Source organism: Marinobacter oulmenensis (genome assembly GCF_014201735.1).
GTDB classification, from domain to species: Bacteria; Pseudomonadota; Gammaproteobacteria; order Pseudomonadales; family Oleiphilaceae; genus Marinobacter; species Marinobacter oulmenensis.
This window is the reverse complement of sequence record NZ_JACHFE010000005.1, coordinates 240,583-267,431: the sequence shown is the minus strand read 5'-3', so window position 1 is coordinate 267,431 and position 26,849 is coordinate 240,583. Positions and strand designations below refer to the sequence as shown.

Here is a 26,849-nt window from a genome sequence, read left to right as displayed (position 1 = left end):
CATGGCTACACAGGATTTTCTGGTCGAACTGGGCACCGAGGAACTGCCGCCCAAGGCACTCAAGCCGCTGTCCGATGCTTTCACCCGCGGGATCACCCAGGGCCTGGAAGAGGCCGGCGTTGAATTTGGCGCCGTGGAATCTTTCGCCGCGCCCCGTCGCCTGGCGGTGCGGGTCCGCGATCTGGCCGACGCCCAGCCCGACAAGGCCGTGGAAAAACGTGGCCCGGCGGTCAAGGCCGCCTTTGACGATTCCGGCAATCCCACCCGGGCGCTGACCGGCTTCGCCACCTCCCTGGGCATTACCCCGGACCAGCTCGACACCATGGAGACCGACAAGGGCGCCTGGGTGGTCTACCGCACCGTGGAGAAAGGCCGCCCGACCGTGGAACTGATGCCGGAGCTGGTGGAGAAATCCCTGGCAGCCCTGCCGATTCCCAAGCGCATGCGCTGGGGCGCCCACAAGACCGAATTTGTGCGTCCGGTGCACTGGGTGATCCAGTTGTTCGGCAACAAGGTCATCGAAACGCCGATCATGGGCCTGAAGCCGGGCAACACCACCCGCGGCCACCGTTTCCACTGCCCGAAACCGCTGATCGTACCCACGCCGGCCGATTATGAAGTGGTCCTCAAGCAGGAAGGCTACGTGCTGGCCGATTTTGCCGAGCGTCGCGAGCAGATCCGCGCTGGCGTGACCGAACTGGCGGAAAAGGAAGCCGGCGGCAAAGCCGTGATCGACGAGGACCTGCTGGACGAGGTCACCGCCCTCAACGAATGGCCGGTGCCGCTGATGGGCCGATTCGAGGAACGATTCCTGGACGTGCCGGCGGAAGCGCTGATTTCCTCCATGAAGGAACACCAGAAGTACTTCCACGTGGTCGGCGCCGACAACCGGATGCTGCCGCTGTTCATCACCGTCGCCAACCTTGAGAGCAAGGACCCGGCCCAGGTGATTGCCGGTAACGAAAAGGTGATCCGCCCGCGCCTGTCGGACGCCGCCTTCTTCTACGACACCGACCGCAAGAGCCACCTGGAAGACCGCATCGACGCGCTCAAGCCCATCGTGTTCCAAGAGAAACTGGGCAGCATTTACGACAAGTCCGTGCGGGTGGCCGCCCTGGCCAGCAAAATCGCCAGCGCCATCAACAGCGACCCGGCCCTGGCCGAACGCGCGGCCATGCTGGCCAAGACCGACCTGGTCACCGAAATGGTGCTGGAGTTCACCGATCTCCAGGGCATCATGGGGCAGTACTACGCCACCAACGACGGTGAAGCCGCAGACGTAGCGACCGCCCTGAACGAGCAGTACATGCCGCGCTTTGCCGGTGATGACCTGCCCGGCACCCTGACCGGCTGCGCCGTGGCCATCGCCGACCGGATTGATTCCCTGGTGGGCCTGTTCGGCATCAACCAGCCGCCGTCCGGCACCCGGGATCCATTCGGCCTGCGCCGCGCCTCCCTGGGCGTGCTGCGCATCATCATCGAGCGGGAACTGCCACTGGATCTGCAGACCCTGAGCGAGTGGGCCGAGGAAAACTTCACTGTGCTGAGCGAACAAGGCACCGCCAGCACCGTGGTGGACTACATGCTCGAACGCTTCCGGGCCCACTACGACGAGCAGGGCATCAGCGCCGAGGTCTACCTGGCCGTGCACGCCCGCCGTCCGACCCGGCCACTGGATTTCGACCGCCGCGTGAAGGCTGTCGAAGCCTTCCGCCAGCTGCCGGAAGCCCAGGCCCTGGCCGCCGCCAACAAGCGGGTATCCAACATCCTGACCAAACAGGGTGGTGACAGCGTTGGTGAAACGGTGGATAACAGTCTGCTGCAGGACAGCGCCGAGAAGGCCCTGGCGGAACAGGTCGAAGCTCAGGCGGACAAGGTCGTGCCGATGTTCGAGCAGGGCGATTACGCCAGCGCCCTGAGCTCCCTGGCCAGCCTGCGTGAGCCCGTGGACACCTTCTTCGACGAGGTCATGGTGATGGCGGAGGACGACACCGTCCGCAAAAACCGCCTGGCCCTGCTCAACCGTCTGCGCAACCTGTTCCTGCGGGTGGCAGACATCTCCCTGTTGCCCACCGGCGGCTAACAGGGACCAACCGCCGGTAGAGTACGGTTACGCGGGAAAATTTCCCCGTTACGGGGGTGGCAAAAGCCCGCGTAATCCGTATAATACCGGCCGTTGTTCGGCGTGTGGCGCAGCTTGGTAGCGCACTTCGTTCGGGACGAAGGGGTCGCAGGTTCGAATCCTGCCACGCCGACCACTTTCCCGCTTTACCTTCCCCTTTTTGTTTCCAGGCTTGATAAGCCAAAGCCAATACTGACTTGACTCCAACCCAGCACAAATGGCCGAAATGATTTGGCCGCAACCCGGTGCCTGAGGACTCGATGTTTATAGATTCGGCAATGGCTAATCTGTGTCGATTTTTTGCTTTTTTATCGACACACCTCATTGCTATGTTTACCGCATAAACATAGACTGCCTAAATCCTGTATCTATGTCGAAATTTCCAAAGGATTTAAACATGGCCTGGCAAGCGGATCAGCCTTACAACCAACTACCTCCTCTTCCACCGGCCAAGGCTGCGACAGAGACTCTCGATGTTCTCAAAGCCTGCATCCCCGCCCGGGCCGCTCTGGCTGAACTTAAACAGGCCGGGGAGCTGATTCCGAATCAATCGCTGCTTATAAATCTGCTACCACTACTGGAGGCCAAAGACAGTTCCAAGATCGAAAACATCGTAACCACAACGGACAAGTTGTTTCAGTATTCCCAGGAAGATCAAGGAGCCGATCCGGCTACCAAAGAAGCCCTTCGATACCGGACGGCACTTTACGAAGGTTTCGTACACCTTCAGCAAAGGCCCTTATGCGCCAGCACCGCTATTGAGGTGTGCGGCACCCTCAAGGGCACCGATATGGATGTCCGCAAAGTCCCCGGGACCCTGATCGGCAATCAGGCAACCGGTGAAACAATCTATACACCTCCGGTTGGGGAGACCGCTATTCGCAACTTTCTCACTAACTGGGAAAACTATCTGCATACGAACGATGGCATGGACCCGCTGATCAAAATGGCCATCAGCCATTATCAATTCGAAGCCATCCATCCGTTCCACGACGGCAACGGACGCACCGGCCGCATATTGAACGTTCTGTACCTGATCGAACAGCAGCTACTCACCCTGCCCATACTCTATCTGAGCCGGTATATTGTTCAGCATAAAAGTGATTACTACCGCCTTCTGACCCAGGTTACCCGCACCGGTGAGTGGCAGGAATGGATTATCTTTATGCTTAAAGGCGTGGAGCAGGTATCGTCCTGGACCTGTTCCAAAATCGCTGCCATGAGAAAGCTTATCACTGAGACAGAAGACCATGTCAGACAGGCACTACCCAAAATATACAGCCACGAACTGGTCCAGCTCATTTTTGAGCAGCCCTATTGCCGTATTGGAAGCCTGGTGGAAAAAGACATTGCCAAACGGCAGACCGCTTCCAATTATCTGAAGCAACTGGTTAACGCCGGTATATTGCAGGAGAAAGCGGTAGGCAACGAAAAACTCTTTCTCAACCCTCGACTACTACGTTTAATGACCAGTGACAGCAACGAATTACAGCCTTATCAATAAGTTCATCAGTCCCGGGAAACACCATCAACAACGACGGCATCCTGCACAAACGCGTCTCCCTCAGTATGCCCCACGAATAATATCGATACCCGGCTTTAGGACCTCACGCCAGGCCTCGCGCAGCTCCGGCGTATAGTGCGGGTCGTGCTCCCTGATGGTTTTCAGCAGTGCGTCTTCCCACAGGCTGTACCACTCGGGTTTGATGTCGTAATTGTTCCGGTTGTGGCTGTGGCCCAGATCGCGCAGCTTGCGGTCCGACATGCCTCGGGCCGTCAGCATCAGTTGCATGACGCCGTGCCTCAACAGATGGCGTTGCGCCGCCATGTCGGTATGGCGGAAACGTTCACGAATGGCGTCAGAGCTGGCCATGAAGTGCTCGTAGAAATGGGCAAAGAAGGCATCATTCCGGCAGCAGCGGCCGTAACTCTGAAAGACAAGATCCACGGAAGTCATATTTGCTCTAGGTCCTTGCAACAGCAAAACTTTTCAGCGAGAGTGCATTCTAGGGGAGCAAATAAAACTGTCTATAGTCCCATTTGATAGTGACGCTGAGGGCGTCAGTTTCAGGCAAGCCTGAATTATTTCATCAAGTTTTCCACCGGCCGATAATCCGCATGCTCCACCGGCGTAATGTCGGTGGCATGAACACTCTCCAGAAAGGCTTGTCTGCGTTCCGATGGTTGAGTCATCAACTGGCTGATTCGTTGCCTGAGTGCCGGGCACAGGCCACTGCGAAAGACGAAGGGATCATAGTGCAGGGGCTCGGAGTTCCACAGCACCCGGAAAGTGTCCTTGTCGATCAGGCCCCGGCGCAGGTATTCATCCACCCGTGAGCTGGACACAAACGCGGCATCCACTCGGTCCGCCAGCAGGGCGTCCATGGCGTTGTCATGGCTGCCGGCATAGACCCGGCCACCAAAGAAGACCTCCAGAGGCCGGTTGATGGCATCGGCGAACGCCGTTTTCGGAATCAGCGAGCCGGAGGTGCTGGCCGGGTCGGTCAAGGCTACCCGGGCACCACGCAGGTCGGCGGCACGCCGGAACTCGCGTTCGGCCCGCACCAGCAGCAAGGAACGGTAAAAACTGCCCGCCGGGGTATAGTGCCCGGGGCGCACCGCCAGCGAGGCAAAGGCCTGGATGCCGTCATCCCGCTCCCGCGCCATGATGTAGGCTGCCGGCCCCAGCACCGCCACATCCACCGCCCGTGACACCAGTCCATCCACCACGCTGTCGTAGGAACTCGGGCGCACCATCTCCACAGGGATGCCCAAACCTTCGCCCAGCAACGCCACCAGCGGGCGGTATTCCACCAGCTGCTCGTCCATGTCCTTTTTGGGGATCATGGTGAACACCAGTTTGCCGGGCAGGCATTCATCCCATCGGTTGTCGGCCCAGAGCAGAGGGGCCGGAACCACGAGGATCAGGATCAGCAGGGCCCGTAACATCACGCGCTTTCCTGCAGCCGGTGAAAGTTACGGATGAATTCCGGCACATCGCCAGCCGGCATGGGCCGGCCCAGATGGTAGCCCTGGGCCACGTCACACCCGGCTACTTTCAGGTGCACCAGTTGTTCCGGCGTTTCCACACCCTCGGCCACCACCTGCAACTTCATGCGCTTGGCCAGGATGATGGTGGACGACACCACCGGGCTGTCGTCATGACTGTTGCAGATGCTGGCGATCAGACTCCGGTCGATCTTCAGTTTGTCCACCGGCACGGCCTCCAGATGGGCAAGGCCGGAATAACCGGTGCCAAAATCGTCCAGGCTGAGGCGAATACCGGCTTCCTTCAGGCAGTGCAGGTTGGCCATGGCCTGGTCATTGAGGATCGCCGTTTCGGTGATTTCCAGCTCCAGTTGCCCCGGCTCCAGGCAGTGCTCATCCACCAGTGCCCGGACCTGCTCACAGAATTCGCTGCGGCCAAGCTGGATGGGGGAGACGTTCACCGCCAGGGTCTTCACGGGCACCTGGTCGAGTCGCCACTGAACCAGTTGTGCACAGGCCAGGCGGATGACTTCCAGCCCCATCGGGATGACAAAACCGGTCTTCTCCGCCACCGGGATAAAACGATCCGGATAAACCAGCCCGAATTCCGGGTGCTGCCAGCGCACCAGGGTTTCGTAACCGGTCACTCGCATGGTGTTCAGACACACCTGGGGCTGGTAGTGCAGAACAAACTCCCGGTTCTTCAGGGCCGCCGCAAAGGCCTGTTCCAGATGGAATTCCTCCACGTCTTTATTCAGGTTCAGGGATTGGTCGAAGAACCGGTACTGGCCGCGTCCGGCCTCTTTGGCCGAATACATGGCAGCGTCTGCACTGCGGATCAGCTCATCGATGCTCTGGCCATCCCGGGGTGAAATGGCGATGCCGACCGAGGGGCTGTTATTCAGCTCGGTACCATCCAACTGGTACACCGAGGATAGATGCTGCACTAGATCCGATGCCCACTGTTCAATACCGGCCTCGCTGCGGTTCCCGGTGAGCAGAATCACAAATTCGTCCCCCCCGAAACGGGCGGCTACATCCCGTTCGCCCAGCATGCGCTGTATGCGCCCCGCCACGGCCTGCAGGAGCTGATCACCGACGTGATGCCCCAGGCTGTCGTTGATGGACTTGAAGCGGTCAAGGTCGATGAACAGCAGGGCCGACATATGCCTGGCCCGCCGTTGGGCGGCCAGGGTTTCCCCCGCCACCTCCAGGAACTGGCGCCGGTTGTACAGGCCACTCAGGTGGTCGATGGCCGCCGCCCTTGAACTGCGGGCGTGCTCACCGGCCAGTCGTTCAATCAGGTTCTGGTTCTCCTGCTCCGACGCCTGCAGAGCCAACTGCTGCTGCTTCAACACCCGAACCAGCCAGACAATACTGCCGGCAATCAGCAGCGTGATAATACTATTGACCATCAACTGCCAGCCCCGGCTTCGTTCCAGAGGCCCAAGGATGGTCTTCTGGGGCTGGGCGACGCCGATGGTGAAACCATGGTTACTGCGTGAGGCGTGGACATACTGGTAGGACTCACCGTCCAGGGTGAGAGTGGTCGAGCCAGTGCTGACCCGTTGATCGCTCATCATGCTGGCGCCATTGATCCGCGGCCCACCGACAACCACGCCGCTGCTGTCAGCCCGCAACCATTCATCGCCATTGGCATCCAGCACCTGGATAAACCCGCCCGTGCCCAGGGCGACGTGCTGCAGCAGCCCGGCCACATAGCCCACATCCAGTTCCACCAGTATCCAGCGGGCCACCCGGTCGTTGGCCGGAAAGCCCACAGGGATCAGAAAGGACAGGCGCCATACCGGTTCGGCCGAGGCCGAGGTTGTCTCGCCATTGGCCGGGTAACGGGGAGGCAGCACCGGCACGAAACCGGAGTCCGCCAGCTTCGGCTGCAGGTTTCGCGTCCAATCGCCAATATCCGGCCGCGCCGAGGCCGGGTGGGTCGCATAGACCAACCGACCATTGGGATCGTAGATGCCTAACCGGTTGAATACCGGGTCTTCAGCAAGCAGGCCAAGTAGACGGTCAGGCTCGTCAGCGCCTGTTTCGTTGCCGTCGCCGATCAGGCTGGCCACAGCGCCGGCGCGGTCGGTCATCTGCTTGAGGCTTTCCGAAACAATCAGGGCCAGATTGCGATTTTCCGCCAGCCGCGCCTGCAGGGCTTCCTCCCGTGAGTTATCACCCTGAACCAGGAAAAAACCCCAGACAAAAAGAATCATCAGCACGCCCGGTAACACCATGGCGATCTGAACGGCACTCACTGGACGGTCGGGCTTGTGATACATACCCGGGAAGCTAGCAAGCGCTTATGGCAATTCCGTGACAGCTGTCTATCAGACCGACAGGTGCCGGCGGAACAGCGCCAGAGCCAATGACAGGAACACCGTGCCAATCGCCAGCAGCGCCAGCATCTGTGGCCAGACCACCTCCAACCCGGCCCCCCGGTACAGGATCGCCTGGGCCATGCTGACGAAGTGGGTGGTGGGCGCCGCCAGCATCAGGTCCTGCACCATCTGTGGCATGCTTTCCCGAGGCGTGATTCCACCGGACAGTAACTGCAGGGGCAGAATGGTGAGGATCAGCAGCAGCCCGAATTGCGGCATGGTGCGGGCCACGGTGCCGATCAGAATGCCGATGGCGGTGGTGGAAAACAGGTGAATCAGGGTGCCCACCAGGAACAGCGCCACCGAGCCGGCCACCGGCACCTGCAGCCAGCCCTGGATCACCAGGGTGACTGATACGCCCGCCGCCAGCAGCACCACCAGACCGTTAGCCCAGATTTTCCCCGCCATGATCTCGAACGGGCGCAGGGGCATCACCATCAGATGCTCCACGGTGCCGTGTTCACGCTCACGGATGAGGGCGGCTCCGGTCAGGATGATGCTGATCAGGGTCACCTGGGTAACAAGCTCCATGACCCCGCCAAACCAGGTGCCGTCCAGATTCGGGTTGTAGCTGATGCGAGTGATCAGTTCGATCGGCAGGCCGTCGGTTGCCGAGCTCCCCGGTTTCAGGAATTCGGCCACCTCCGCCGAGGCAAAACGCTGGATGTAGGTGGTCCCGATAAAGGCCTGACTCATCCGGGTGGCATCAATGTTGAGCTGCAACGCCACCGGCTGGCCCTGACGGACATCCCGCTCAAACCCCTCCGGGATCACCAGTGCGAAGGTGTGGCTGCCATTGTCCAGCAGGCCGTCAACTTCATGATAGTCCACGATATCCGGGGGCAGGAACCAGGGTTCCTGCAGGGCGTTGATCACCCGTCCGGAGAGTACGGTCTGGTCTTCATCCACCACCGCGACCGGCGCGTTGTGCAGTTCCATGGAGCCAGCCGAGCCGGCGGTGTAGATCATCACCGTAAAGGCGACCAGCACGAAGACCAGTAGGGCCTTGTCATGCCAGAGGCTGCGCAGTTCCTTGATGCCCAGGTGCCAGATATGTGCCAGTGATTCCATCTCAGCGCCCCTGTTTCCTGAGCAGCGCCACCGCCATCAACGTCAGCACCGGAATGAAGGCCGCCAGGGCCAGGAAGTCGCCCTGCATGTCCGCCAGCGTCAGCCCCTTGGTGAACACCCCACGGCTGATCTGCAGGAACCAGGTGGCGGGCCAGAGGGGGCCGATCAGGGCGCCGGCGCCGGTCAGCGACGACACCGGTTCGGTCAGCCCGGAAAACTGTACCGTGGGCAGGATGGTCAGGATGGCCGTGGCCGCCAGGGCGGCAATCTGGGTGGAGGCAAACGTGGACATCACCTGGCCCAGGGCCGTGGTGGCAGTCACAAACAGCAGGGCACCCAGGGACAGCGTCGCCAGGCCGCCCTTGAGAGGCACATCGAACACATAGACCGCCAGCAGCACCAGGCTAAGATAACTGATCATGCTGAAGGCGATGTAGGGCAGCTGTTTGCCCAGCAGGAATTCCAGTCGGGTAACCGGTGTCACGTACAGGTTGGTGATGGAGCCCAGCTCTTTCTCCCGGACAATCCCCAGGGCCATGAGAATCGCCGGGATAAAGATCAGCAGGATCGGAATAACCGCCGGTACCATGGCATCCAGGCTGCGAAAATCCTGATTGTAGCGATAGCGGTCTTCCAGGGAGACCAGGCTCACGGCCGGGACTTCCCCCAGCGTGCGCTGGGCCAGTTCGCTCAGGTAACTGATGTGCAGCCCCTGGACGTAACCCTGGATGGTTTCACCCCGGAACGGCATGGCACCGTCCACCCAGACCGCCAGTTCCGGGGCCCGGCCACGCTTCAGATCCCGGCCGAATCCGGGCGGAATCTCAATGGCCAGACTCAGCTCGCCGGCCCGCATGCGCTGGTCCAGCTCGTCGGTGTCCTGTATCGAAGGCCGCTCCATGAAATACCGGGAGCCGGCTACCGCCGCCACGTAATCCCGGCTCTGGGGTGTCTGGTCCCGGTCCAGCACGGCAAAGGTGAGGTCTTCCACATCCAGGGTGATGCCATAGCCCAGAATCAGCATCAGCAAGGCTGAGCCGATAAAGGCGAACGCCATCCGGATCGGATCCCTCAGCAGTTCCCGGGCTTCCCGGCGACCATAGGCCAGGAGCCGGCGCAGGCTGAAGGCGCTGGGGCGATGGGCATGGTCACCGCCAGCCAGCATCAGGCCGTCGGTATCGGCCGGCGCTTCCTGGTCGACGGTTTCCAGGGTCTTCATGAAGGCGTCTTCCAGGCTGTCGCCCCCGGCGTCGCGAATCAGCTCGTCCGGCGTGTCGCAGGCCAATACCTCGCCGGCGTGCATCAGCGAGATACGATCACAGCGTTCACCCTCGTTCATGAAGTGGGTGGAGATGAAGATGGTCACGCCATCCTGGCGCGACAGCCGCTGCAGCAGTTCCCAGAAGCGGTTACGGGCCCCTGGATCCACGCCCGAGGTGGGCTCATCCAGAATCAGCAGTTCCGGCTCGTGAACCACCGCGACAGCCAGCGACAGGCGTTGGCGCACCCCCAGGGGCAGTTGGCCGGCGTCCTGATCCATGACGGCCTGCAGGCCGAATTCCCGGGCCAGGGTATCGATCCGTTCTCCAATGCGCTCTTCCGGCAGGTGGAACAGCCGGGCATGCAGGTCCAGGTTCTGGCGTACGGTCAACTCCCCATACAGGGAGAAGGACTGGGACATGTACCCCACCTTGCTGCGGGTCGTCAGGTCCCGGGCGTCCAGGGGCTCACCGAACAGCTGAACCTGTCCCTCGGAGGGTGTCAGCAGGCCGGTCAGCATTTTCATGGTGGTGGTCTTGCCACAGCCGTTGGACCCCAGGAACCCGAAAATCTCACCCCGGCGGATACGAAAACTCACATCATGGACAGCCGTGAAGCTGCCAAACCGCAGCGTCAGGTTCTCGGCCTCAATGGCGGGGGTCTGCCCGCTCTCCTGAAGGGGTGCGCTACCGGCAGTGCCGGAAAGGGCCGGTTGCTCACCGGGGGACAAAGCCACAAAGGCATCATCCAGGGTTTCGGTGCCGGTCTGGCTGCGCAGCGCGTCCGGCGAACCGGTGGCCAGTACCCTGCCGTCGTCCATGGCCACCAGCCAGTCGTAACGCTCGGCCTCTTCCATGTAGGCGGTGGCCACCAACACACTCATGCCGGGCTGCTGACTGCGGATGCTGTCGATCAGATCCCAGAAGCGCTTGCGCGACAGCGGATCGACCCCGGTGGTGGGCTCATCAAGAATCAGCAGTTCCGGGTTGTGGATCAGCGCACAGCACAGGCCCAGTTTCTGTTTCATGCCGCCGGACAGTTTGCCGGCAGGCCGGTCCCGGAAGGTCCGCAGCCCGGTGGCATCGAGCAACCGGTCAATCTGGTGGCTCCGGGTCTTTCCAACCAGCCCGAACAGATCGGCAAAAAAGCCGATGTTCTCGTCCACGGTCAGGGTGTGATAGAGATTGCCGCCCAGGCCCTGGGGCATGTAGGCAATGCGCGGCGCCACCCGGCTGCGAAAGCGCTGGCTGGCCATACTCCCGCCCAGCACCTGCAGTTGTCCCTGCTGGAGTTTACGGGCACCGGCCACCAGGCCCAGTAAGGTCGACTTACCCACGCCATCGGGACCAATCAGCCCGACCATGCAGCCAGCAGGAATGTCGAGGTCAATTCCCTCCAGCGCACAGGTATCCCCGTAGTAGTGACTGACGCCCTCCAGCCGGGCCACCGCCTCAGTCATTGGGCAGGCTCACCTGCAGGTCCTCCGGCCAGGGCTGACTCTCATCCAGCCGGACGTAGGCCTCGCCCGGCACGCCGGTTTTCACCCGGTCACGGTAGGCCTGCAACAGCTCCGGATTGATGCGGATACGCACCCGGAACATGAGCTTTTCCCGCTCGCTGCGGGTTTCCACTGACTTGGGCGTGAACTGGGCCTCGGCCGCCACGAAGCTGACCTTGGCGGGCACCACGTAATCCGGCACCGCATCGAGGATGATCCTGGCCTCTGAGCCCACGCGCACGCGGCCGGCCTGATCCGTGGGCAGGAAAATGGTCATGTAGACATCGGTGACGTCCAGAATCGTGGCGACCTTGCCACCGGCCGCCAGCACCTCGCCCGGTTCCGCCAGCCGGTAGAGCACCCGGCCGCCGATGGGCGTGCTGAGCTGGCTGTCGTCAATATTGGTCTGGATCTGCCGGATGCTGGCGTGGGCTGCCTCGATGCCGGCCTGAGCGGAAGTCACCTGAACCTTGGCCGCCTGTAGTGCGGCATTGGCGGTTTCCGCAGAAGTGCGGGAGCGGTCCAGTTGCTCCTGGGAGGCATGGCCGCGATCCACCAGTTGTTCAATCCGTTCCAGTTCTGCCCGGGCATAGCGCAGCTCGCTCTGGCGCTGCGCCACCGTCGCTTCCGCCAGCAGCCGGCTCTGCTCGGCCTGGTTCAGGTTCGCTTCGGCCGAGGCCAGGCGGGCCTCCAGTTCATCGGTATCCATCACCGCCAGCAGTTGGCCGGGCTCCACCATGTCACCTTCCCGGACATCAAAGGATTCCAGGCGGCCGGCAATCCGGGTGGCAATGTCCACCTCGGTGGCTTCTATGCGGCCATTGCCGGAGCCAATGTGCTCCGGCAGGGTCTCGCCTTTCGGCATAAGCATCCAGGTGACAACCGCAACAGCGGCAATCACGGCGAGAATCAGGGCAGTTCTGATGGCGAAGGTCTTGCGATGACTGGACATACTTCTTCCTTGACCGGGTACTGGCGGGTATTACCAATCAGTATAAGGCAAAAGGGTGGGGGTGTGGCCAATTACGGATCACATTCCTCCGTTGCGGAAAACCACCAGCCCGGCAGTTGCCGGCGCACCGCTGGCTGCAGGAAACGGTCATCAATCAGCCAGATCACGCCTTCATCCTCGGGTGTGCGAATCACCCGGCCGGCGGCCTGGGCCACTTTCTGCAGGCCCGGTACCTGGTAGGTGTATTCATAGCCCTGGCCGAAACGCGCCTGCAAACGCCCGCGCAGCACCTCGTGCCAGGCGTCGAAGGGCGGCAGACCGAGGGTCGCCACAAAGGCGCCAATCAACTGGTCGCCGGGCAGGTCAATGCCTTCACCAAAAACACCGCCAAGCACCGCAAAGGCCACTGCACCCTTCTGCTCACGGAAGCCGGCCAGAAACCCGGCCCGCTCCGCCCCGCTCATACCCGGCCGCTGGGAGCGCTGGGGAATATCCGGCGACCGCTCGGCCAGGGCATCGCTGACCTCCCGGGCATAGGCAAAGCTGCTGAAGAAGGCGAGGTAATGGCCCGGCCGTTGCCGGTACTGGTTGGCAATCAGATCCGCGATGGGCCCCAGGGACGCCTGCCGGTCGGGCTTGCGGGTGCTGATGCGCGGGGTGAAGTGGACCTGCAACTGATCGGCACTGAACGGGCCCGGCAGGGCCGAAAAACGGCTGTCCTCCGGCAAACCCAGCAGGTCCCGGTAGTACACGCCCGGGCTGAGCGTGGCGGAAAACAGCACGATCGAGCGGGCAGCGGCAAACCGCTGGCGCAGGAAATCCGCCGGTATCAGGTTCTGAATGCTCAGGCTAGCTTTGCCCCTGCCGGCCCGCTGGAATTCGCACAGGGAATGGTCGCCGAAACTGTCCGCCAGCCGCATGAAGGCGACACTCTCGAACATCAGTTCCTGCAAGGCCAGGTCCGGCGGGTTGTCCGCCAGATAATCGGTGATGGTCGAGACCATGCCCTGGAGGGCACCGAGCAGCGGCGCCGGCAGGGTTTCCAGAAACACCGGCTCACCGGTTGTGGTGTCCTGATCACGGATCAGGCTCTGCCAGGCACGGGCGGTCCGGTCCAGAGCGGTTCTGACCGGTTTCGGAGCGGTCTTTTTCAGCTTGAGCAGGCGCTGCTGGTCCAGCCGGACCGAGTACATACCCCGGCCCCGGTCCACCAGGTTGTGGGCTTCGTCCACCAGCACCGCAGCTTTCCAGCGATTCTGCTGAACCAGTCCGTGGAGCAGGGCGGACTGGTCAAACAGGCGGTTCACGTCGGCAATCACCAGGTCCGACCAGCGCGCCATTTCCTGAGCCAGGAAGTAGGGACAGATGCCATGGCCGGCGGCAATGCGGGCCAGGACCTCGCGGGTCAGGGTTTCCCGGGTCTGGGCGGCTTCCGCTCTGGCATCAGGCAGCCGGTCGAAAAAGCCTTTGGCCAGCGGGCAGGCATCGCCATGGCAGGCCTTGTCCGGGTGTTCACAGGCATCGTCCTTGGCCACCAGCTCCAGGGTCCGCATTGGCCAGTGGCCACCACCGTCGTGGCCCTGACGCAGTTTTTCCACCGCCTCCATCCCAAGCTGTCGGGCGGTGTTACGGCAGGTCAGGTAGAACAGCCGGTCCTGGCCGTCCGCAGGCATGGCCTTCAAGGCTGGAAACAGCGTGCCCAGGGTCTTGCCCAGTCCGGTCGGCGCTTCCAGCAGCAGACTGCCCCCACGGAGCGCGTTCTTGTAGACCGTTTCCGCCAGTTGGCGCTGACGGGGCCGGAAATCCGGAAACGGGAAGCCCAGCTGCGACAGCAGCTCATCCCGTTGCTCCCGATGGTGCTCTTCCTGTTCGGCCCAGGCCCGGTAGATCCGGCACAGGGCCTCAAGGTCCTGCCAGAGTTCGTCGGCAGACGCGGTCTCGGTGAGCACGGTCTCCCGATTCCGGCCGGTGTCGTAGTAGACCAGTGCCAGCTCCAGGTCAGAGCGGTTTTCCTGGCGGCAGAGCAAAGCCCCATAGGCCCGGAGCTGGGCCCGGTGCAAGGCCCGCTGATGCTCCCGGATGCGCGCGACATCGCCCCGGTGGGTCTTGATTTCCTCGAGCCGGTTCCGGTGCGGGTGATAGCCGTCAGCACGGCCGGACAGCTCCAGCCCCAGGCACTGGCCGGTGAGTGGGTACTCGCTTTGATAGCCATAGCCGCGATTGGCCTGAATCGCCTGATGGCCGGCAATGCCCTCCTCGGCACTGGGCGCCGGGGTATACCGATAGTCCAGATCGCCATGACGGGCGGCGAATTCACAAAGGGTGCGGACCGCCACTTTCACACCGTGTCCTCCTTCCAGCGCAGGTAACAGACGCTGGCGGGCATACCGTGACGGGCAAAGAAATGCAGCCAGCGCCGCTGGTGATCCTGCAGGCGATCCCCGGGGCCTTTCACTTCGATCATTTCATAACGCGCCGCCGGATCTGGTGCACCGGGCTCAAACCGGATCAGATCCGGAAACCCGCTGCGGTGCTCCCTGATGTTATCCAGCAGGCGCCGGAACATGGCTTCCAGATGCGCCGCCGGAATACAGTCCATGGCCAAGGCCAGTAGTGCTTCGGACAGCACCGGCCAGGCCACGAAGGGGTTGGCCAGCTCCTGTTTCACATGGAACCTGTCGAGAATAACCTGACGGTAACGGCCGTCGTGCAGTTGCTCAAAGCAGCGTTCAAAGCCGGCCCGGCGACGGCTGACAAAGTCCTCCCGGGTCAGATCCACCGGGCCGGTATGAAACGGGTGGAAGAAAGCGCCGGGTATCGGCTCGAAAATCACCGGCCAGCACAACAGGCCGAACAGGCCGTTGATCAGGGTGTTTTCCACATAGAACACCGGTGCCTGCTCGGTGTGCAGATGGCTCTGGACCACCAGCTCCACAGGCATCGGTGCCCCGGGCGGCAGTGTCAGTGTCCGTTCCCGGATGGCCGGCGGCTCAGCCAGCGCCGGGCGGGGCTGGCCCACTTTCGGCGCCAGCCGCTTGAGAATGCGGTGCAGCCCCTGGGCCTCGGCATCCGACAGTTCGCCCTGCTGCCATTCGGTGGCCATATGCCAGGCGGTGTCATGGCGCTTCATCCTTTCCAGCAACCGGAGGTGCTTGAGCCGGGCTTCCCGATGACCACTGGCGGCCAGAGCCTGCAGGGCCAGTTCCCGGTCCCCGGCGCGCTCGGCCTGTCGCCCGAGTTCCAACAGCAGACGGTCGCGACGACTGCTCAGCCAGGGGTTCTCCGTGGGCGGCGGCACCTGCTGCCAGACCTCGGCGGGTGGCACTCCCTCGTCCAGTTGTTCCCGGCACTGGTGCATGAGCAGGTAGGTATCCACATCCGCACGCTGGTGAAAAGCCCGGGAGGCCGGGGTAAACGGCACGGACTCGAAACGCTGCAGACCCAGCTCCACCAGTACAAAGTCTGTCCAGCTCTGCCTCAGATTGCCGAAAAACATCAGACGCACCCGATCAAACAAGGCCATGTCCCGCACGCGAACCACCTGGCCGGCGCCGTCGCCAAGCCACTGCTCTACCGGGCCGGATTCAACGGACGCCCCGGCCACCAGCTCCCGTAACTGACGCTTGCTGACCCGGGCCGGGGAACCGCCGGCCTCGGCCACCCTGTCGGCAAACGCGGGCCGCAATTCCGGCAGGGTAAACAGCCGGAACAGATCATCCAGTGACAATTCTGGTTCTGCGTCCAGCCAGCCTTCGCCAACCAGTGCCGACAGTGCCACGTGTTCAGGTTCCGGCAACTCCGGGTAGTGCAGGCGATCACTCCGGAACAGCTCCCCTGACCGCATGACCAGGCGGGTCAGCAGGGCACGCGCCGCCTCGGGCAAGGCCAGGAAATCGGTCAACCGGCGGTTTTCATCCGCGGTCAGCAAATCCCCGTGATGGCTGCTCACCCAGGCCACCACGGTATCCATGTTGCGCAGGTAATAGAGGGGATCGTCCAGGGCAGCGGACTGCAGTTGCGACGGGTAATCGGTGTCGGACACGGGGGCCTGGGTCCTGAAAAGGGGTTCGGGCACAACTCTACGACGACCGTCCTTTTCTCTCAAACAGGAAATCCGGGGAAGACCACTTGCCAACAATCTAAATGATAACTATTATCATCCATAAAGAAGGAGATTGTTATGGAATTTCTGTGCCCCAATCACAAACGCATGTTCGCCGACCTGCCCCTGGATAACCAGCAGGATCTCTGGCTGTCCTGGATGGAGCACTCCCGGAGCCATTCCCAGCAGCAGGACTGGGACAATGTGATTGCCCTGGCCGGCAGTGCGTTCGACCTGGCCTGCCTGGCCCGCACCCGGCACCCGGAAACCATGCACGTGGAGCTTACCCTGTCGGCCATTATCGCCTATCGCAGCCTGCAAATGCGGGACCGCGCCGGCCATGCCCGCCAGATGGTACTCCGGGCCCTGGACAACCTGCAGTCCCAGACTGCCCGGCACACCGGCCTCAATGGCTACTGCAACACCGACGAGTGCATCGAGGTCCTGCTGGACGCCTCCCGCCAGCCCGGCTTCTTCGCGGATTATCTCAACTGGCCATCGTTTCCGTTCAGCCAGCATCGCGTGCGTCCCGCCAGGGTCATTCACTGAGTACCGGGGGGATTTATGGGGATGCCTTTTATCCAGTCCACAGCCAGCCGCCGTCGGGTTTACAGCCCGCCAACCTGGCAGAACACTGCCAAACCGGACCGGGTGACCATCTCGATGGACGCCGACTGCCTGGCCCGACTACTGGAGAGCCGCCAGTTGCACGTCCAGGACATCGCCTGCCAGGATGCCGAATCCCGCGAGCGCGTTCGACGGCTGCTGTTGGCACTGGTGACCGCCTCCCGATAATCAACCGACAGTCAGAGGCCTGCGAATCCCGGGTCGCATAAGGTAACCTGTGCCATCAGATGCAGTGACCTATCCGACCAAGGGAGCCTCATGGCCAACCGTAACGCCATCGAACCCGGCTTTCACGCCATCCACGCCAATCACCTGGAAGACCTGCGCCGGGCGGTGGTGTACATCTGCCGCCAGAACCCGCTGCCGCCGCTGCAGAGCGAAACCTTCCTGGTGCAGAGTAACGGCATCGCCCAGTGGCTGAAGCTGGCGCTGGCCGAGAAGCGCGATGACGAGGGCATGGACGGTGGCCTGGGCATTGCGGCGGGCATGGATTTTCTGTTTCCCGCCCGTTTCATCTGGCAGGCCTACCGGGCGATGCTCTCCGATGCCGAGGTGCCCGAGCAGTCCCCCTTCGACAAAAGCCGGCTGGTATGGCGGCTGTATCGCCTGCTGCCCACCCTGCTGGATCAGGACGAGGCGTTTCTGCCCCTGGCCCGGTTTCTGGATGGCACCGACCCGGACGTGCGCACCTTCCAACTGGCGGAAAAAGTGGCCGACCTGTTCGACCAGTACCAGGTGTTCCGCGCCGACTGGCTGGCCGCCTGGGAGCAAGGCCGGGATGTGTTGATCACCGCCCGGGGCGAGGAAAAGCCTCTGGCTTCGGAGAATCTGTGGCAACCGCTGCTCTGGCGGGCCCTGGTGAGCGATGTCGGCGAGGCCGCCCACACCAGTCGCTCACGGATTCATACCCGGTTCATGGAGCAGGGCCAGCAGCTTTCGGCCCCGGCCAATCCGTCACGGCTGCCCAGACGCATTGTGGTATTTGGCGTCTCGTCCCTGCCGCGCCAGGCGCTGGAGGCCCTGTACGTACTCAGCCGCTTCAGCCAGGTGGTGCTGTGTGTCCACAACCCCTGCCAGTTTTACTGGGCCGACATCATCAGCGACCGCGAACTGCTGAAAGCCGAGCGCAAGCGGGGTGCGGCGCATCCCGTGCTGTCCACGGTGGACGATCCGGATCAGCTGCACCAGCACGCCAATCCGCTGCTGGCCGCCTGGGGCAAACAGGGGCGGGACTACATCCGCCTGCTGGACGAGTTCGACAACCCGGGGGAATACCGGGACCGGCTGCAGACCCCGGACCGGAAGATCGACATCTTCTCCGAACACGGCAGCGATGAATCGCCCTGCCTGCTGCACCAGTTGCAGGACGACATCCTCAACCTGACGCCCCTGCCCGAAATCCGTGAACAACAGCGCACCCTGGACCCGGGCGAGGACCACTCATTGGTATTCCACCAGGCCCACAGCCCCCAGCGGGAAGTGGAAATCCTGCACGACCAGCTGCTGGCCGCGTTCAACACCGATTCAAACCTGCGCCCCCGGGACGTGATGGTGATGGTGCCCGACATCAACGTGTACGCGCCCCATATCCAGGCGGTGTTCGGCCGCTACCAGCCCGGCAGCAAGCGCCACATTCCCTTCACCATTTCCGACCAGGGCCAGCGCCACCACGAGCCGGTGCTGATTGCCCTGGAAACCCTGATGTCGCTGCCCCGCAGCCGTTTTGGCGTGAGCGAGATCCTGAGCCTGCTGGAGGTGCCCGGCATCCGGGCCCGTTTCGGCATCGGTGAAGACGAGATTCCCCTGGCCCGGCGCTGGGTGGAAGGCGCCAACATCCGCTGGGGCCTGCACGACGCGCACCGGCAAAGCCTGGATCTGCCCGCCGAGCTCAACCGCAACACCTGGCAGTCCGGCCTGCGGGCCATGCTGTTGGGTTACGGCATGGGCGAGGACGACCCCTGGGGCGGAGTGGAGCCTTACGGGGAAATCGGCGGGCTGCAGGCGGATCTGGCCGGTCGCCTGGACGCATTCGTGCATCAGCTCGAAACCCTGTGGCAGGCCCTGCAGGAAAGCCGCACTCCCGGCGAGTGGGAAACCCTGTTCTCCGGCATGCTGGAGCAGTTTTTCCACAAGGTGGAAGACACCGACTTGTTGCTGCTCAACCGTTTCCGCCGCCAGCTGGAACAATGGCTGGAGGATGCCCTGGCCGCCGGGCTTGCCGACCAGCCCCTGCCGCTGAACATCGTCAAGGATGTGTTGCTCGACGGCCTGGACGAGGGCGGCCTGAACCAGCGCTTTTTGGCCGGCAAGGTGAACTTCGCCACACTGATGCCCATGCGCGCCATCCCGTTCCGCAAGGTGTGTCTGCTGGGCATGAACGACGGCGACTACCCACGCTCCCGCCCGCCGGTGGATTTCGACCTGATGGCCCAGGACTACCGGCCAGGGGACCGCTCCCGCCGGGAGGACGACCGCTACCTGTTCCTGGAAGCCATGCTGTCCGCCCGGGAGCAGCTGTACATCAGTTGGGTCGGGCGCAGCATCAAGGATGACTCCGAGCGCCCGGCCTCAGTGCTAATCGGCCAGCTTCAGGACCACCTCAACAGCCTGTGGGCGCTGGACGGTCACCCCGACAGCGCGGTGACCGAAGCCCTGACCACCCAGCACCCGCTGCAGCCGTTCAGCCGGGCCTATTTTCCGAAAGCCAACGGCACCGGGGAGGGCGAAGACAGCTCACCCAGGCCCTTGGCCGAGGTGCTGAAAAGCCGCCGCCTGTTTACCTTTGAACGGGAATGGCGAAGCGCCCACGGTGAGGAAGTGGTTACTCACGCTGCTGAGCCTTTGTCCTACCAGACGCCGGAAGAACCCATCACCCTGAACGATCTGGCCAGCTTCCTGAAAAAGCCCATCGACACCTTCTACCAGCGCCGCCTGCAGGTTCGCTTTGAAGACGTGGACGACGAGGACACCGACAACGAGAACTTCGACCTGACCGGTCTGGACCGCTGGCGCCTGGACAACGAGCTGATCCAGAACGCCGTGTTCAAGGCCGCCAGTGAAGAAGAGCTGTACGACCGGGTGGACACCACCCTCGACCGCATGGCCCGACGCGGCGACCTGGGTATGGGTGTGACCGAACACCGCCTTCGTAACGAATTGTCCGGGCGACTGCCGGACCTGTTCGGCCGCTACCGCACGGCCCTGGCGGAATGGCCTGAGGCGGTGGAGGAGCCCATCGGCTTTGATGAACGCTTCACCAACGACCTGGGCGAAGTGGAAGTCGTGGATCTGATCGACGGCCTGCGCCGCAACAGCGAAGGCCAGCTGTGCCGGCTGGTGGTAGCCCAGTCCGGCCTGCTGACCGGCTCCGGGTACAGCAAGAAAGTGCGCTACGCCAACCTGCTGCGGGACTGGGTGATTCACCTGGCCGGCCAGCTCACTGCCCAGCCCTTCGAAACCCGCATCCTGGCGAAAGAAGAGGGCCGGGATTTCCGCTTCGCCCCCATGGACCCGCTGGCTGCCCGCAGCCATCTGGAAGCCATCGTCGGTCGGTGGATGGCCGCCACCACCCGCACCCTGCCACTGCACTGCGAAGCGGGCTTTGCCTGGATTACCAGTTTCTACAAAAAAGGAAAATATCTAGGGAATCACGAACAGGCACTGGAGGAAGCCGAAAAGGCCTATCTCACCGCACTGGAACGGGACACCGGCTACCTGCGAGCCGCCTACGACAGCCCGGAACAACTCTTGGAAAGCGGAGAATTCGAAGCCCTGCTGCACGACCTCTACGTGCCTTTGTGGGAAGCGGAGCAGGGCAAATCGGCAGCCGAACAGATCGGGGGGGAGCAATGAGTCAGCCTGTGGATAACGTCACCCAGATCCCGAACCCGAACCTGGACCCACTGGCCCTGCCCCTGAATGGCAGCGCCCTGATTGAGGCCAGTGCCGGCACTGGCAAGACCTTCACCATCGCCATCCTTTATGTGCGCCTGGTGCTTGGCCACGGCCAGAGCGAGGACAGCCCGCTGCAGAACCTGCTGCCGCCGAACCTGCTGGTGGTCACCTTCACCGAAGCGGCCACCAAGGAGCTGCGCGACCGCATCCGCACCCGGCTGACCCAGGCCGCCGAGGTGTTCTCCGATACCCCGGACGACCCGGAGCCGCCCGCGGAAACTGCCCTGATCTATCAGCTGCGCAACGAAAGCTACCCGGATCCGGCCACCTGGCCGGATTGCCGCAAGCAACTGTTGCTGGCCGCCGAATGGATGGACGAGGCGGCGGTCTCCACCATTCACAGTTTCTGCAATCGCATGCTCAGCGAGCACGCCTTCGACAGCGGCAGCCTGTTTAAACTGACGCTGGAAACCAACCAGAACGATCTATTGGACGACGTGGCCCGGGATTATTGGCGCACCTTCGTCTATCCGCTGCCTCCGGCCTGGATGGACGAAGCCCTGAGCCACTGGAAAACCCCGGAAGACCTGCGCCAGGCCGTGCGCAACCTGATGGACGACCCGGACAGCCTGGGTACACCGCCGGCCAGTGTGCATGCGGCCATTCAGCAATCCGTCGAGCAGCGCGAGCAGGAGTCCCGGGCTCTGAAAAACCGCCCCTGGGCCGACTGGCAGGAAGACGTGCTTGACCTGCTGGCCGACCTGCAAAAAGCCAAGCGCCTGCACGGCAACAGCAAGAAATCCATGCTCACCGCCTGGGACAATCTGGTGGCCTGGGCAAGCTCGGACGAGCTGTTGCCCGAAGGGCTGGACAAGGCCGGTTTCAAGAACCAGACCCCGGAAGGGCTGGCCAAAACCCTGAAAGGAGAGGGCGAAGCGCCGGATCATCCTGCGTTCCATGCCATTGAGGAACTGCTGAATTTCGCCACCAACCCACCCAGCGCCAAGGCCGACATCCTGCGCCACGCCAGCCACTGGATGGCCGACCGGCTGGAGGCGGAAAAACAGCAGCGATCAGAAATGGGTTTTGACGACCTGCTCACCCGGCTGGACGAGGCCCTGCGCGGCTCCCGGGGCGACCAACTTGCCGCCACCATTCGCCGGCAGTTCCCGGTGGCCCTGATCGACGAATTCCAGGACACCGACCCGGTGCAGTACCGCATTTTCAACCGGATTTACGATGTCCAGGCCAATTCCCCGGACACCTGCCTGCTGATGATCGGCGACCCGAAACAGGCCATCTACGCCTTTCGGGGCGCGGATATCCACACCTACCTGCAGGCCCGCCAGGGCGTGAAAAACCGCACCTACACCCTGGGCACCAACTTCCGGTCCGCCCAGCCCATGGTGGCGGCAGTGAACCGGGTGTTCGAATACAGCGACCAGCACAGCCGGGCCGGGGCCTTCCTGTTCGGGCAGGGCGAGGCGTCGGAGTTGCCGTTTCAGGGCGTGGCCGCCAAGGGCACCAAACGCCTGTGGACGGTGAACGGCGAATTGCAGCCCAGCCTGACGTTCTGGACCCACGAATCCAACGACGAAGACAAAAACGGCCAGCCCAAGGGCCTGGCCAAAGGCGCTGCCACCGCTGACCTGGCGGAAAGCTGCGCCAGCGAGATTGCCCGCCTGCTGACCCTGGGCCAGGCCGGACACGCAGGCTTCGCCCGGCCCGAGGACCCGAGTGATCTGGAACCGGTGGCACCCAAAGACATCGCGGTATTGGTCAACAAGGGCACTGAGGCCAAGGCGGTCCGGGACGCCCTGGGCCAGCGGGGCATCAAGAGCGTGTATCTGTCGGACCGGGATTCGGTGCTGACTTCCGCCGAGGCAAAAGAAATCCTGTGCTGGCTTCGGGCCTTCGCCGAACCCCGACAGCTGGCTTACCTGCGCGCCGCCCTGGCCACGCCCACCCTGGGCCAGTCCTGGCAGGCATTGGACGAACTGCTCACCGATGAGCTGGTACTCGAAGCCCAGATCGAGCGCTTCCTCGGCTACCAGAAGCAATGGCAACAGCAGGGCGTGCTGCCCATGCTGCGTCGTTTCCTGATGGACTTCGAAGTACCCGGACGCCTGCTACAACGCGCCGACGGCGAAAGGCGGCTCACCGACATCCTGCACATCGCCGAACTGCTGCAGCAGGACAGCCTGCAACTGGATGGCGAGCACGCACTGGTACACCACTATACCCAGATTCTGCGTGCCGCCGACGAAGAGGAAGAAAACCGCACCCTGCGCCTGGAAAGCGACGCCGGGCTGGTGAAAGTAATCACGGTGCATAAATCCAAGGGCCTGGAATACCCGCTGGTGTTCCTGCCCTTCGGCACCGCCTACCGGGCGCAGAGTGAAAAGCAGGCCTTCGTGCGTTACCACGATACCAGTGACCGGCTGGTGACCGTGTTTGATCCCACGCCGGAGGATGTCGCCCACGCCGACCAGGAGCGGTTGGGCGAAGACATCCGCAAATGCTACGTGGCCCTGACCCGCGCCCGCTTTGCCACCTGGGTGGGGGCGGCTGCCCTCCAGGACTGGCCCGAAAGCGGGCTGGGCTACCTGATTGCCGGCGATAATGAACGGTCGATCACCGATTGCCTGGCACCACTGGCCGAAGGGCGAGACGAGATCGTGATTGAACCATTGCCCGAACCTGAAACCCGCCACTTCACCGAACAGGCTCCCGCGGACCTTGGCCCGGCACTGGAATCCAGCCGCGAGGCCCGGGAAGACTGGTGGATTGCCAGCTATTCGGCCATCGAATACCGCGACATGGCCGGCACCGGCATTGCGTTCACCGGCGAGGTGGAAGACGCCCAGACCCAGAACCTGCTGGAGGAAAGCGCCCAGCAACCAGACGATGAGGTCAGCGGGGCCAGACCCGCCACTCGCAACCAGCACCAGTTTCCGAAAGGCGCGGCCCCCGGCACCTTCCTGCACGAATTGCTGGAATGGTGTGCCCAGCAGGGCTTTGACCGGGTTGTGGATAACCCCGAAGCCCTGCGGGATCAACTGACGCGCCGGTGCAGTACCCGGGGCTGGAGTGAGTGGGTGGAACCACTGGAACACTGGCTGCTGGCGCTGATTCGCACACCCCTGACCCTGCAGCGAGGCAGTGACGAACAAAGCTCACTGGCCGGTCTGGTCAGCCTGCGCCCGGAACTGGAGTTCTGGTTTGAAAGCCGCAACGTGCCCATAACCCGGCTGGACCAGCTCGTTACCCGATACACGCTGAACGGAGCGGATCGTCCCCGGGTGGAGGAAAAGCGCTTCAACGGCATGCTCAAGGGCTTTATCGATCTGGTGTTCGAACACAACGGGCAGTATTACGTGCTGGACTACAAATCCAACGCCCTGGGCGAGAGCGACAGCGCCTACACCGACCAGGCCATGGGCGAGGCCATTCTCGACAAGCGCTACGACCTGCAATACGTGCTCTACCTGCTGGCCCTGCACCGCCTGCTCAAAGCCCGCCTGCCCGATTACGACTACGACCGGCACGTGGGCGGGGCGGTGTATCTGTTCCTGCGGGGCATTGAAGCCCCCGGCAACGGGGCCTTTGTGGACAAACCGCCCAGAACACTGATCGAACAACTCGACGCCCTGTTTGATGGCAACACCGCCGAAGGGGAGGTGGCCGCATGAGCCGGACGCGACATTCCGACAACCAGTTCACCTTTGATCTGGGCGAGGACGCCCCCGTGACAGCCCCATCAGGGCAGAATCCGGTTGTGGATAAGCCCGACCCGCTGACCAGTCTGGCCAATACCGAAGCCTTGCTTGAACACTGGCAGCAGGCCGAATGGATTCGCCCCCTGGACACCGGGTTTGCCCGGCTGATCCGGGATTTATCGCAGGAGCAGGGCGAGACGCCGGAGCCGCTGGTACTGCTTCTGGCGGCGCTGACCTCCCACCAGGTGGGGCGAGGCCATGTCTGCATTGATCTGGCGACACTGCTGGAGGCCAGCAACCACACCCTGGCGCTGCCACCGGAGGACGCCCGGGCGGTGCCCACCGTTGCACCGGAGGAACCCGAGTCAGAGACCCCCACGCCGGCCGAGGTCTTGGCCCGCATCACACTGGCGGAGTGCCTTTCTGCCCTGAACGCCTCGCAGGCCGTCAGTGGGGGCGAGTTATCCACACCGCTGGTGTTGAACGACACCCGGCTGTACCTGCGCCGTTTCTGGCGTTACGAACAGCAGATTGCCGGCGCCATCGACAACCGGCTGGCACTGCCTTCGACGTTGTCTGATCCGGGGTCGAACGCCAGCGATACGCTGTCCCGGGCCCTGGCGGCGCTGTTCCAGTCTTCCGATCCCGTGGATTACCAGAAACTGGCCTGTGCCCTGGCCGCCCGCCAGCGTTTTTCGGTGATCACCGGCGGACCGGGCACCGGCAAAACCACCACCGTGGTCAACCTGCTGGCCGCACTTCAGGCGGTGGCCGGGGAAGACCCGGACCGGGCCGGGCGCAAGTACCGCATTCGCCTGGCCGCACCCACCGGCAAGGCCGCCGCCCGACTGAACGAATCCATCGGCGGGGCGGCACGCCGCCTGCCTCTGGATCAACTGCCGGGGCAGGTGGTGCAGGACGACATTCCCACCAAGGTCACCACCCTGCACCGCCTGCTGGGCAGCCGCCCGGATACCCGACAGTTCCGCCACAACCGAGACAACCCGTTGCTGGTGGATATCCTGGTGATTGATGAAGCCTCCATGGTGGACGTTGACTTAATGGCCTCGGTAGTGGATGCGCTGCCGGAGAAAGCCCAACTGATTCTGCTGGGCGACAAGGACCAGCTGGCCTCGGTGGATGCCGGCGCCATACTCGGCGAACTCTGCCAGCGCGCGGCGAATGCCCATTACACGCCGGAAACCGCCGACTGGCTAAGGGCCGTGACCAGCATGACGGTACCCGCCGAACTGCTCGATGAGCAGGGCCAGCCGCTGGACCAGGCCGTGGCCATGCTCCGGAAAAGCTATCGGTTTCAGGAGGATAGCGGAATACGGCAGCTCGCCGAGGCGGTTAATACCAACACGCTGGATGCGGCCATGCTGGAGCGGATTCGCACACCGGCTTTCGACGACGTGGTCTGGCTCAACGGCCACACCCCCCGACCCGATGCCGAAGCGACGCTGACGCAGATTTGTCAGCATGCAGTCACCGGCACGCCCAACGCCTTTGCCAATCAAGGCGAGGGACGGGTTATCCACAACCAGCCGCTGCCACCGCCCGTGGGTTACCGGAAATACCTTGAGCGCATGAACAACCATGGTCTGGGCACCAAGAGCCTGCGTGCCGAGTGGGACGCACTGGCACTGGAGGTGCTGGCGGCGTTCAACGATTTCCAGGTGTTGTGTGCCCTGCGCAAGGGCCCCTGGGGCGTGGAAGGGCTGAACGACCGCATTGCCCGGCACCTGCTGGCGGAAAAACTACTGCCTCGTGCCGAAGGCTGGTATGCCGGCCGCCCGGTGCTGATTACCGGCAACGACTACAACCTGGGCCTGATGAACGGCGATATTGGCATCACCTTCTCGGTGCCCTGGGGTCAGGATGATGATGGTCAGCCCACGTTCGTGCTGCGCGTGGCCTTCCCGGACAGCGACAGCCCCGGCGGCATTCGCTGGATTTCCCCAAGCCGTCTGCAGCAACTGGAAACCGTGTACGCCATGACCGTGCACAAATCCCAGGGTTCGGAGTTCAATCACACCTGCCTGGTGCTGCCGGACCGCCTGAGCCCGGTGCTCACCAAGGAGCTGGTGTATACCGGCATTACCCGGGCGAAAAACTGGTTCAGCCTGATTACGGGGGATGCGCAGGTGTTCAACGAGGCAGTTAATCAGAAGGTCGTCAGAGCATCGGGCCTGGGACTTCGGTTAAGCGAGAAGGAGTAGGGGC

General features: G+C 62.9%; 15 protein-coding genes and 1 tRNA gene. 8 read left to right on the top strand and 8 right to left on the bottom strand.

The window, feature by feature from the left end; translation table 11 throughout:
- Position 1 precedes the first annotated feature (1 nt).
- The 3 genes from glyS (at position 2) to fic (ending at position 3,626) form a co-directional block, all read left to right on the top strand.
- The gene (glyS, locus tag HNR38_RS11360; RefSeq protein WP_183704087.1) at positions 2-2,083 is read left to right on the top strand and encodes a glycine--tRNA ligase subunit beta; all 2,082 of its coding nucleotides are present in this window, start codon (positions 2-4) and stop codon (positions 2,081-2,083) included.
- A gap of 98 nt (positions 2,084-2,181) precedes the next feature.
- Positions 2,182-2,258, top strand: a tRNA-Pro gene (locus tag HNR38_RS11355).
- 261 nt (positions 2,259-2,519) lie between these two features.
- Entirely contained in the window at positions 2,520-3,626 is a 1,107-nt protein-coding gene (gene fic, locus HNR38_RS11350; protein WP_183704084.1) for a protein adenylyltransferase Fic, read from the top strand.
- A 60-nt stretch (positions 3,627-3,686) separates the two neighbouring features.
- Here fic and HNR38_RS11345 read toward each other — a convergent pair whose 3' ends face one another.
- The 8 genes from HNR38_RS11345 to HNR38_RS11310 form a co-directional block, all read right to left on the bottom strand.
- Positions 3,687-4,079, bottom strand: a complete 393-nt coding sequence (locus tag HNR38_RS11345; protein WP_183704081.1) for a globin domain-containing protein — start codon at positions 4,077-4,079, stop codon at positions 3,687-3,689.
- Between the two features lie 125 nt (positions 4,080-4,204).
- Entirely contained in the window at positions 4,205-5,071 is an 867-nt protein-coding gene (locus HNR38_RS11340; protein ID WP_246362665.1) for a phosphate/phosphite/phosphonate ABC transporter substrate-binding protein, read from the bottom strand.
- Complete coding sequence (locus tag HNR38_RS11335) at positions 5,071-7,401, bottom strand: putative bifunctional diguanylate cyclase/phosphodiesterase (protein ID WP_183704076.1); 2,331 nt, start codon at positions 7,399-7,401, stop codon at positions 5,071-5,073. The genes HNR38_RS11340 and HNR38_RS11335 overlap by 1 nt, the downstream gene beginning before the upstream one ends.
- Positions 7,402-7,449: 48 nt before the next feature.
- On the bottom strand, positions 7,450-8,571 hold the full coding sequence (locus HNR38_RS11330) for an ABC transporter permease (protein WP_183704073.1): 1,122 nt from the start codon (positions 8,569-8,571) through the stop codon (positions 7,450-7,452).
- A gap of 1 nt (position 8,572) precedes the next feature.
- Positions 8,573-11,290: a ribosome-associated ATPase/putative transporter RbbA gene (gene rbbA, locus HNR38_RS11325; RefSeq protein WP_183704071.1), complete on the bottom strand. Its 2,718-nt coding sequence runs from the start codon at positions 11,288-11,290 to the stop codon at positions 8,573-8,575.
- The gene (locus HNR38_RS11320; RefSeq protein WP_183704068.1) at positions 11,283-12,281 is read right to left on the bottom strand and encodes an HlyD family secretion protein; all 999 of its coding nucleotides are present in this window, start codon (positions 12,279-12,281) and stop codon (positions 11,283-11,285) included. The genes rbbA and HNR38_RS11320 overlap by 8 nt, the downstream gene beginning before the upstream one ends.
- Before the next feature lie 71 nt (positions 12,282-12,352).
- Positions 12,353-14,623: a helicase C-terminal domain-containing protein gene (locus HNR38_RS11315; RefSeq protein WP_183704065.1), complete on the bottom strand. Its 2,271-nt coding sequence runs from the start codon at positions 14,621-14,623 to the stop codon at positions 12,353-12,355.
- Positions 14,620-16,323 carry a VRR-NUC domain-containing protein gene (locus HNR38_RS11310; RefSeq protein ID WP_343068293.1) on the bottom strand — a complete coding sequence of 568 codons (1,704 nt, stop codon included), beginning with the start codon at positions 16,321-16,323 and terminating at the stop codon, positions 14,620-14,622. The genes HNR38_RS11315 and HNR38_RS11310 overlap by 4 nt, the downstream gene beginning before the upstream one ends.
- Before the next feature lie 138 nt (positions 16,324-16,461).
- Between HNR38_RS11310 and HNR38_RS11305 the strand changes: the two genes are divergently transcribed.
- From HNR38_RS11305 to recD, 5 genes are all read left to right on the top strand, one after another.
- Positions 16,462-16,932, top strand: coding sequence for a hypothetical protein (locus HNR38_RS11305; RefSeq protein ID WP_183704062.1), 471 nt, complete (start codon positions 16,462-16,464; stop codon positions 16,930-16,932).
- Between the two features lie 21 nt (positions 16,933-16,953).
- The gene (locus tag HNR38_RS11300; RefSeq protein WP_221275776.1) at positions 16,954-17,178 is read left to right on the top strand and encodes a hypothetical protein; all 225 of its coding nucleotides are present in this window, start codon (positions 16,954-16,956) and stop codon (positions 17,176-17,178) included.
- A gap of 90 nt (positions 17,179-17,268) precedes the next feature.
- Positions 17,269-20,862, top strand: a complete 3,594-nt coding sequence (recC, locus tag HNR38_RS11295) for an exodeoxyribonuclease V subunit gamma (RefSeq protein ID WP_183704056.1) — start codon at positions 17,269-17,271, stop codon at positions 20,860-20,862.
- A complete protein-coding gene (gene recB / locus HNR38_RS11290; RefSeq protein ID WP_183704052.1) occupies positions 20,859-24,596 on the top strand; it encodes an exodeoxyribonuclease V subunit beta in 3,738 nt (1,245 codons plus the stop codon). The genes recC and recB overlap by 4 nt, the downstream gene beginning before the upstream one ends.
- On the top strand, positions 24,593-26,845 hold the full coding sequence (gene recD / locus HNR38_RS11285; protein WP_183704049.1) for an exodeoxyribonuclease V subunit alpha: 2,253 nt from the start codon (positions 24,593-24,595) through the stop codon (positions 26,843-26,845). Before recB ends, recD begins: the two co-directional genes overlap by 4 nt.
- Positions 26,846-26,849: the final 4 nt, after the last annotated feature.

Excerpts from the sequence above, each read along its gene's own strand:
- glyS (WP_183704087.1), top strand. The coding sequence starts at position 2 with ATGGCTACACAGGATTTTCTGGTCGAACTGGGCACCGAGGAACTGCCG.
- fic (WP_183704084.1), top strand. The coding sequence starts at position 2,520 with ATGGCCTGGCAAGCGGATCAGCCTTACAACCAACTACCTCCTCTTCCA.
- HNR38_RS11345 (WP_183704081.1), bottom strand. The coding sequence starts at position 4,079 with ATGACTTCCGTGGATCTTGTCTTTCAGAGTTACGGCCGCTGCTGCCGG.
- HNR38_RS11340 (WP_246362665.1), bottom strand. The coding sequence starts at position 5,071 with ATGTTACGGGCCCTGCTGATCCTGATCCTCGTGGTTCCGGCCCCTCTG.
- HNR38_RS11335 (WP_183704076.1), bottom strand. The coding sequence starts at position 7,401 with ATGTATCACAAGCCCGACCGTCCAGTGAGTGCCGTTCAGATCGCCATG.
- HNR38_RS11330 (WP_183704073.1), bottom strand. The coding sequence starts at position 8,571 with ATGGAATCACTGGCACATATCTGGCACCTGGGCATCAAGGAACTGCGC.
- rbbA (WP_183704071.1), bottom strand. The coding sequence starts at position 11,290 with ATGACTGAGGCGGTGGCCCGGCTGGAGGGCGTCAGTCACTACTACGGG.
- HNR38_RS11320 (WP_183704068.1), bottom strand. The coding sequence starts at position 12,281 with ATGTCCAGTCATCGCAAGACCTTCGCCATCAGAACTGCCCTGATTCTC.
- HNR38_RS11305 (WP_183704062.1), top strand. The coding sequence starts at position 16,462 with ATGGAATTTCTGTGCCCCAATCACAAACGCATGTTCGCCGACCTGCCC.
- HNR38_RS11300 (WP_221275776.1), top strand. The coding sequence starts at position 16,954 with ATGCCTTTTATCCAGTCCACAGCCAGCCGCCGTCGGGTTTACAGCCCG.
- recC (WP_183704056.1), top strand. The coding sequence starts at position 17,269 with ATGGCCAACCGTAACGCCATCGAACCCGGCTTTCACGCCATCCACGCC.
- recB (WP_183704052.1), top strand. The coding sequence starts at position 20,859 with ATGAGTCAGCCTGTGGATAACGTCACCCAGATCCCGAACCCGAACCTG.
- recD (WP_183704049.1), top strand. The coding sequence starts at position 24,593 with ATGAGCCGGACGCGACATTCCGACAACCAGTTCACCTTTGATCTGGGC.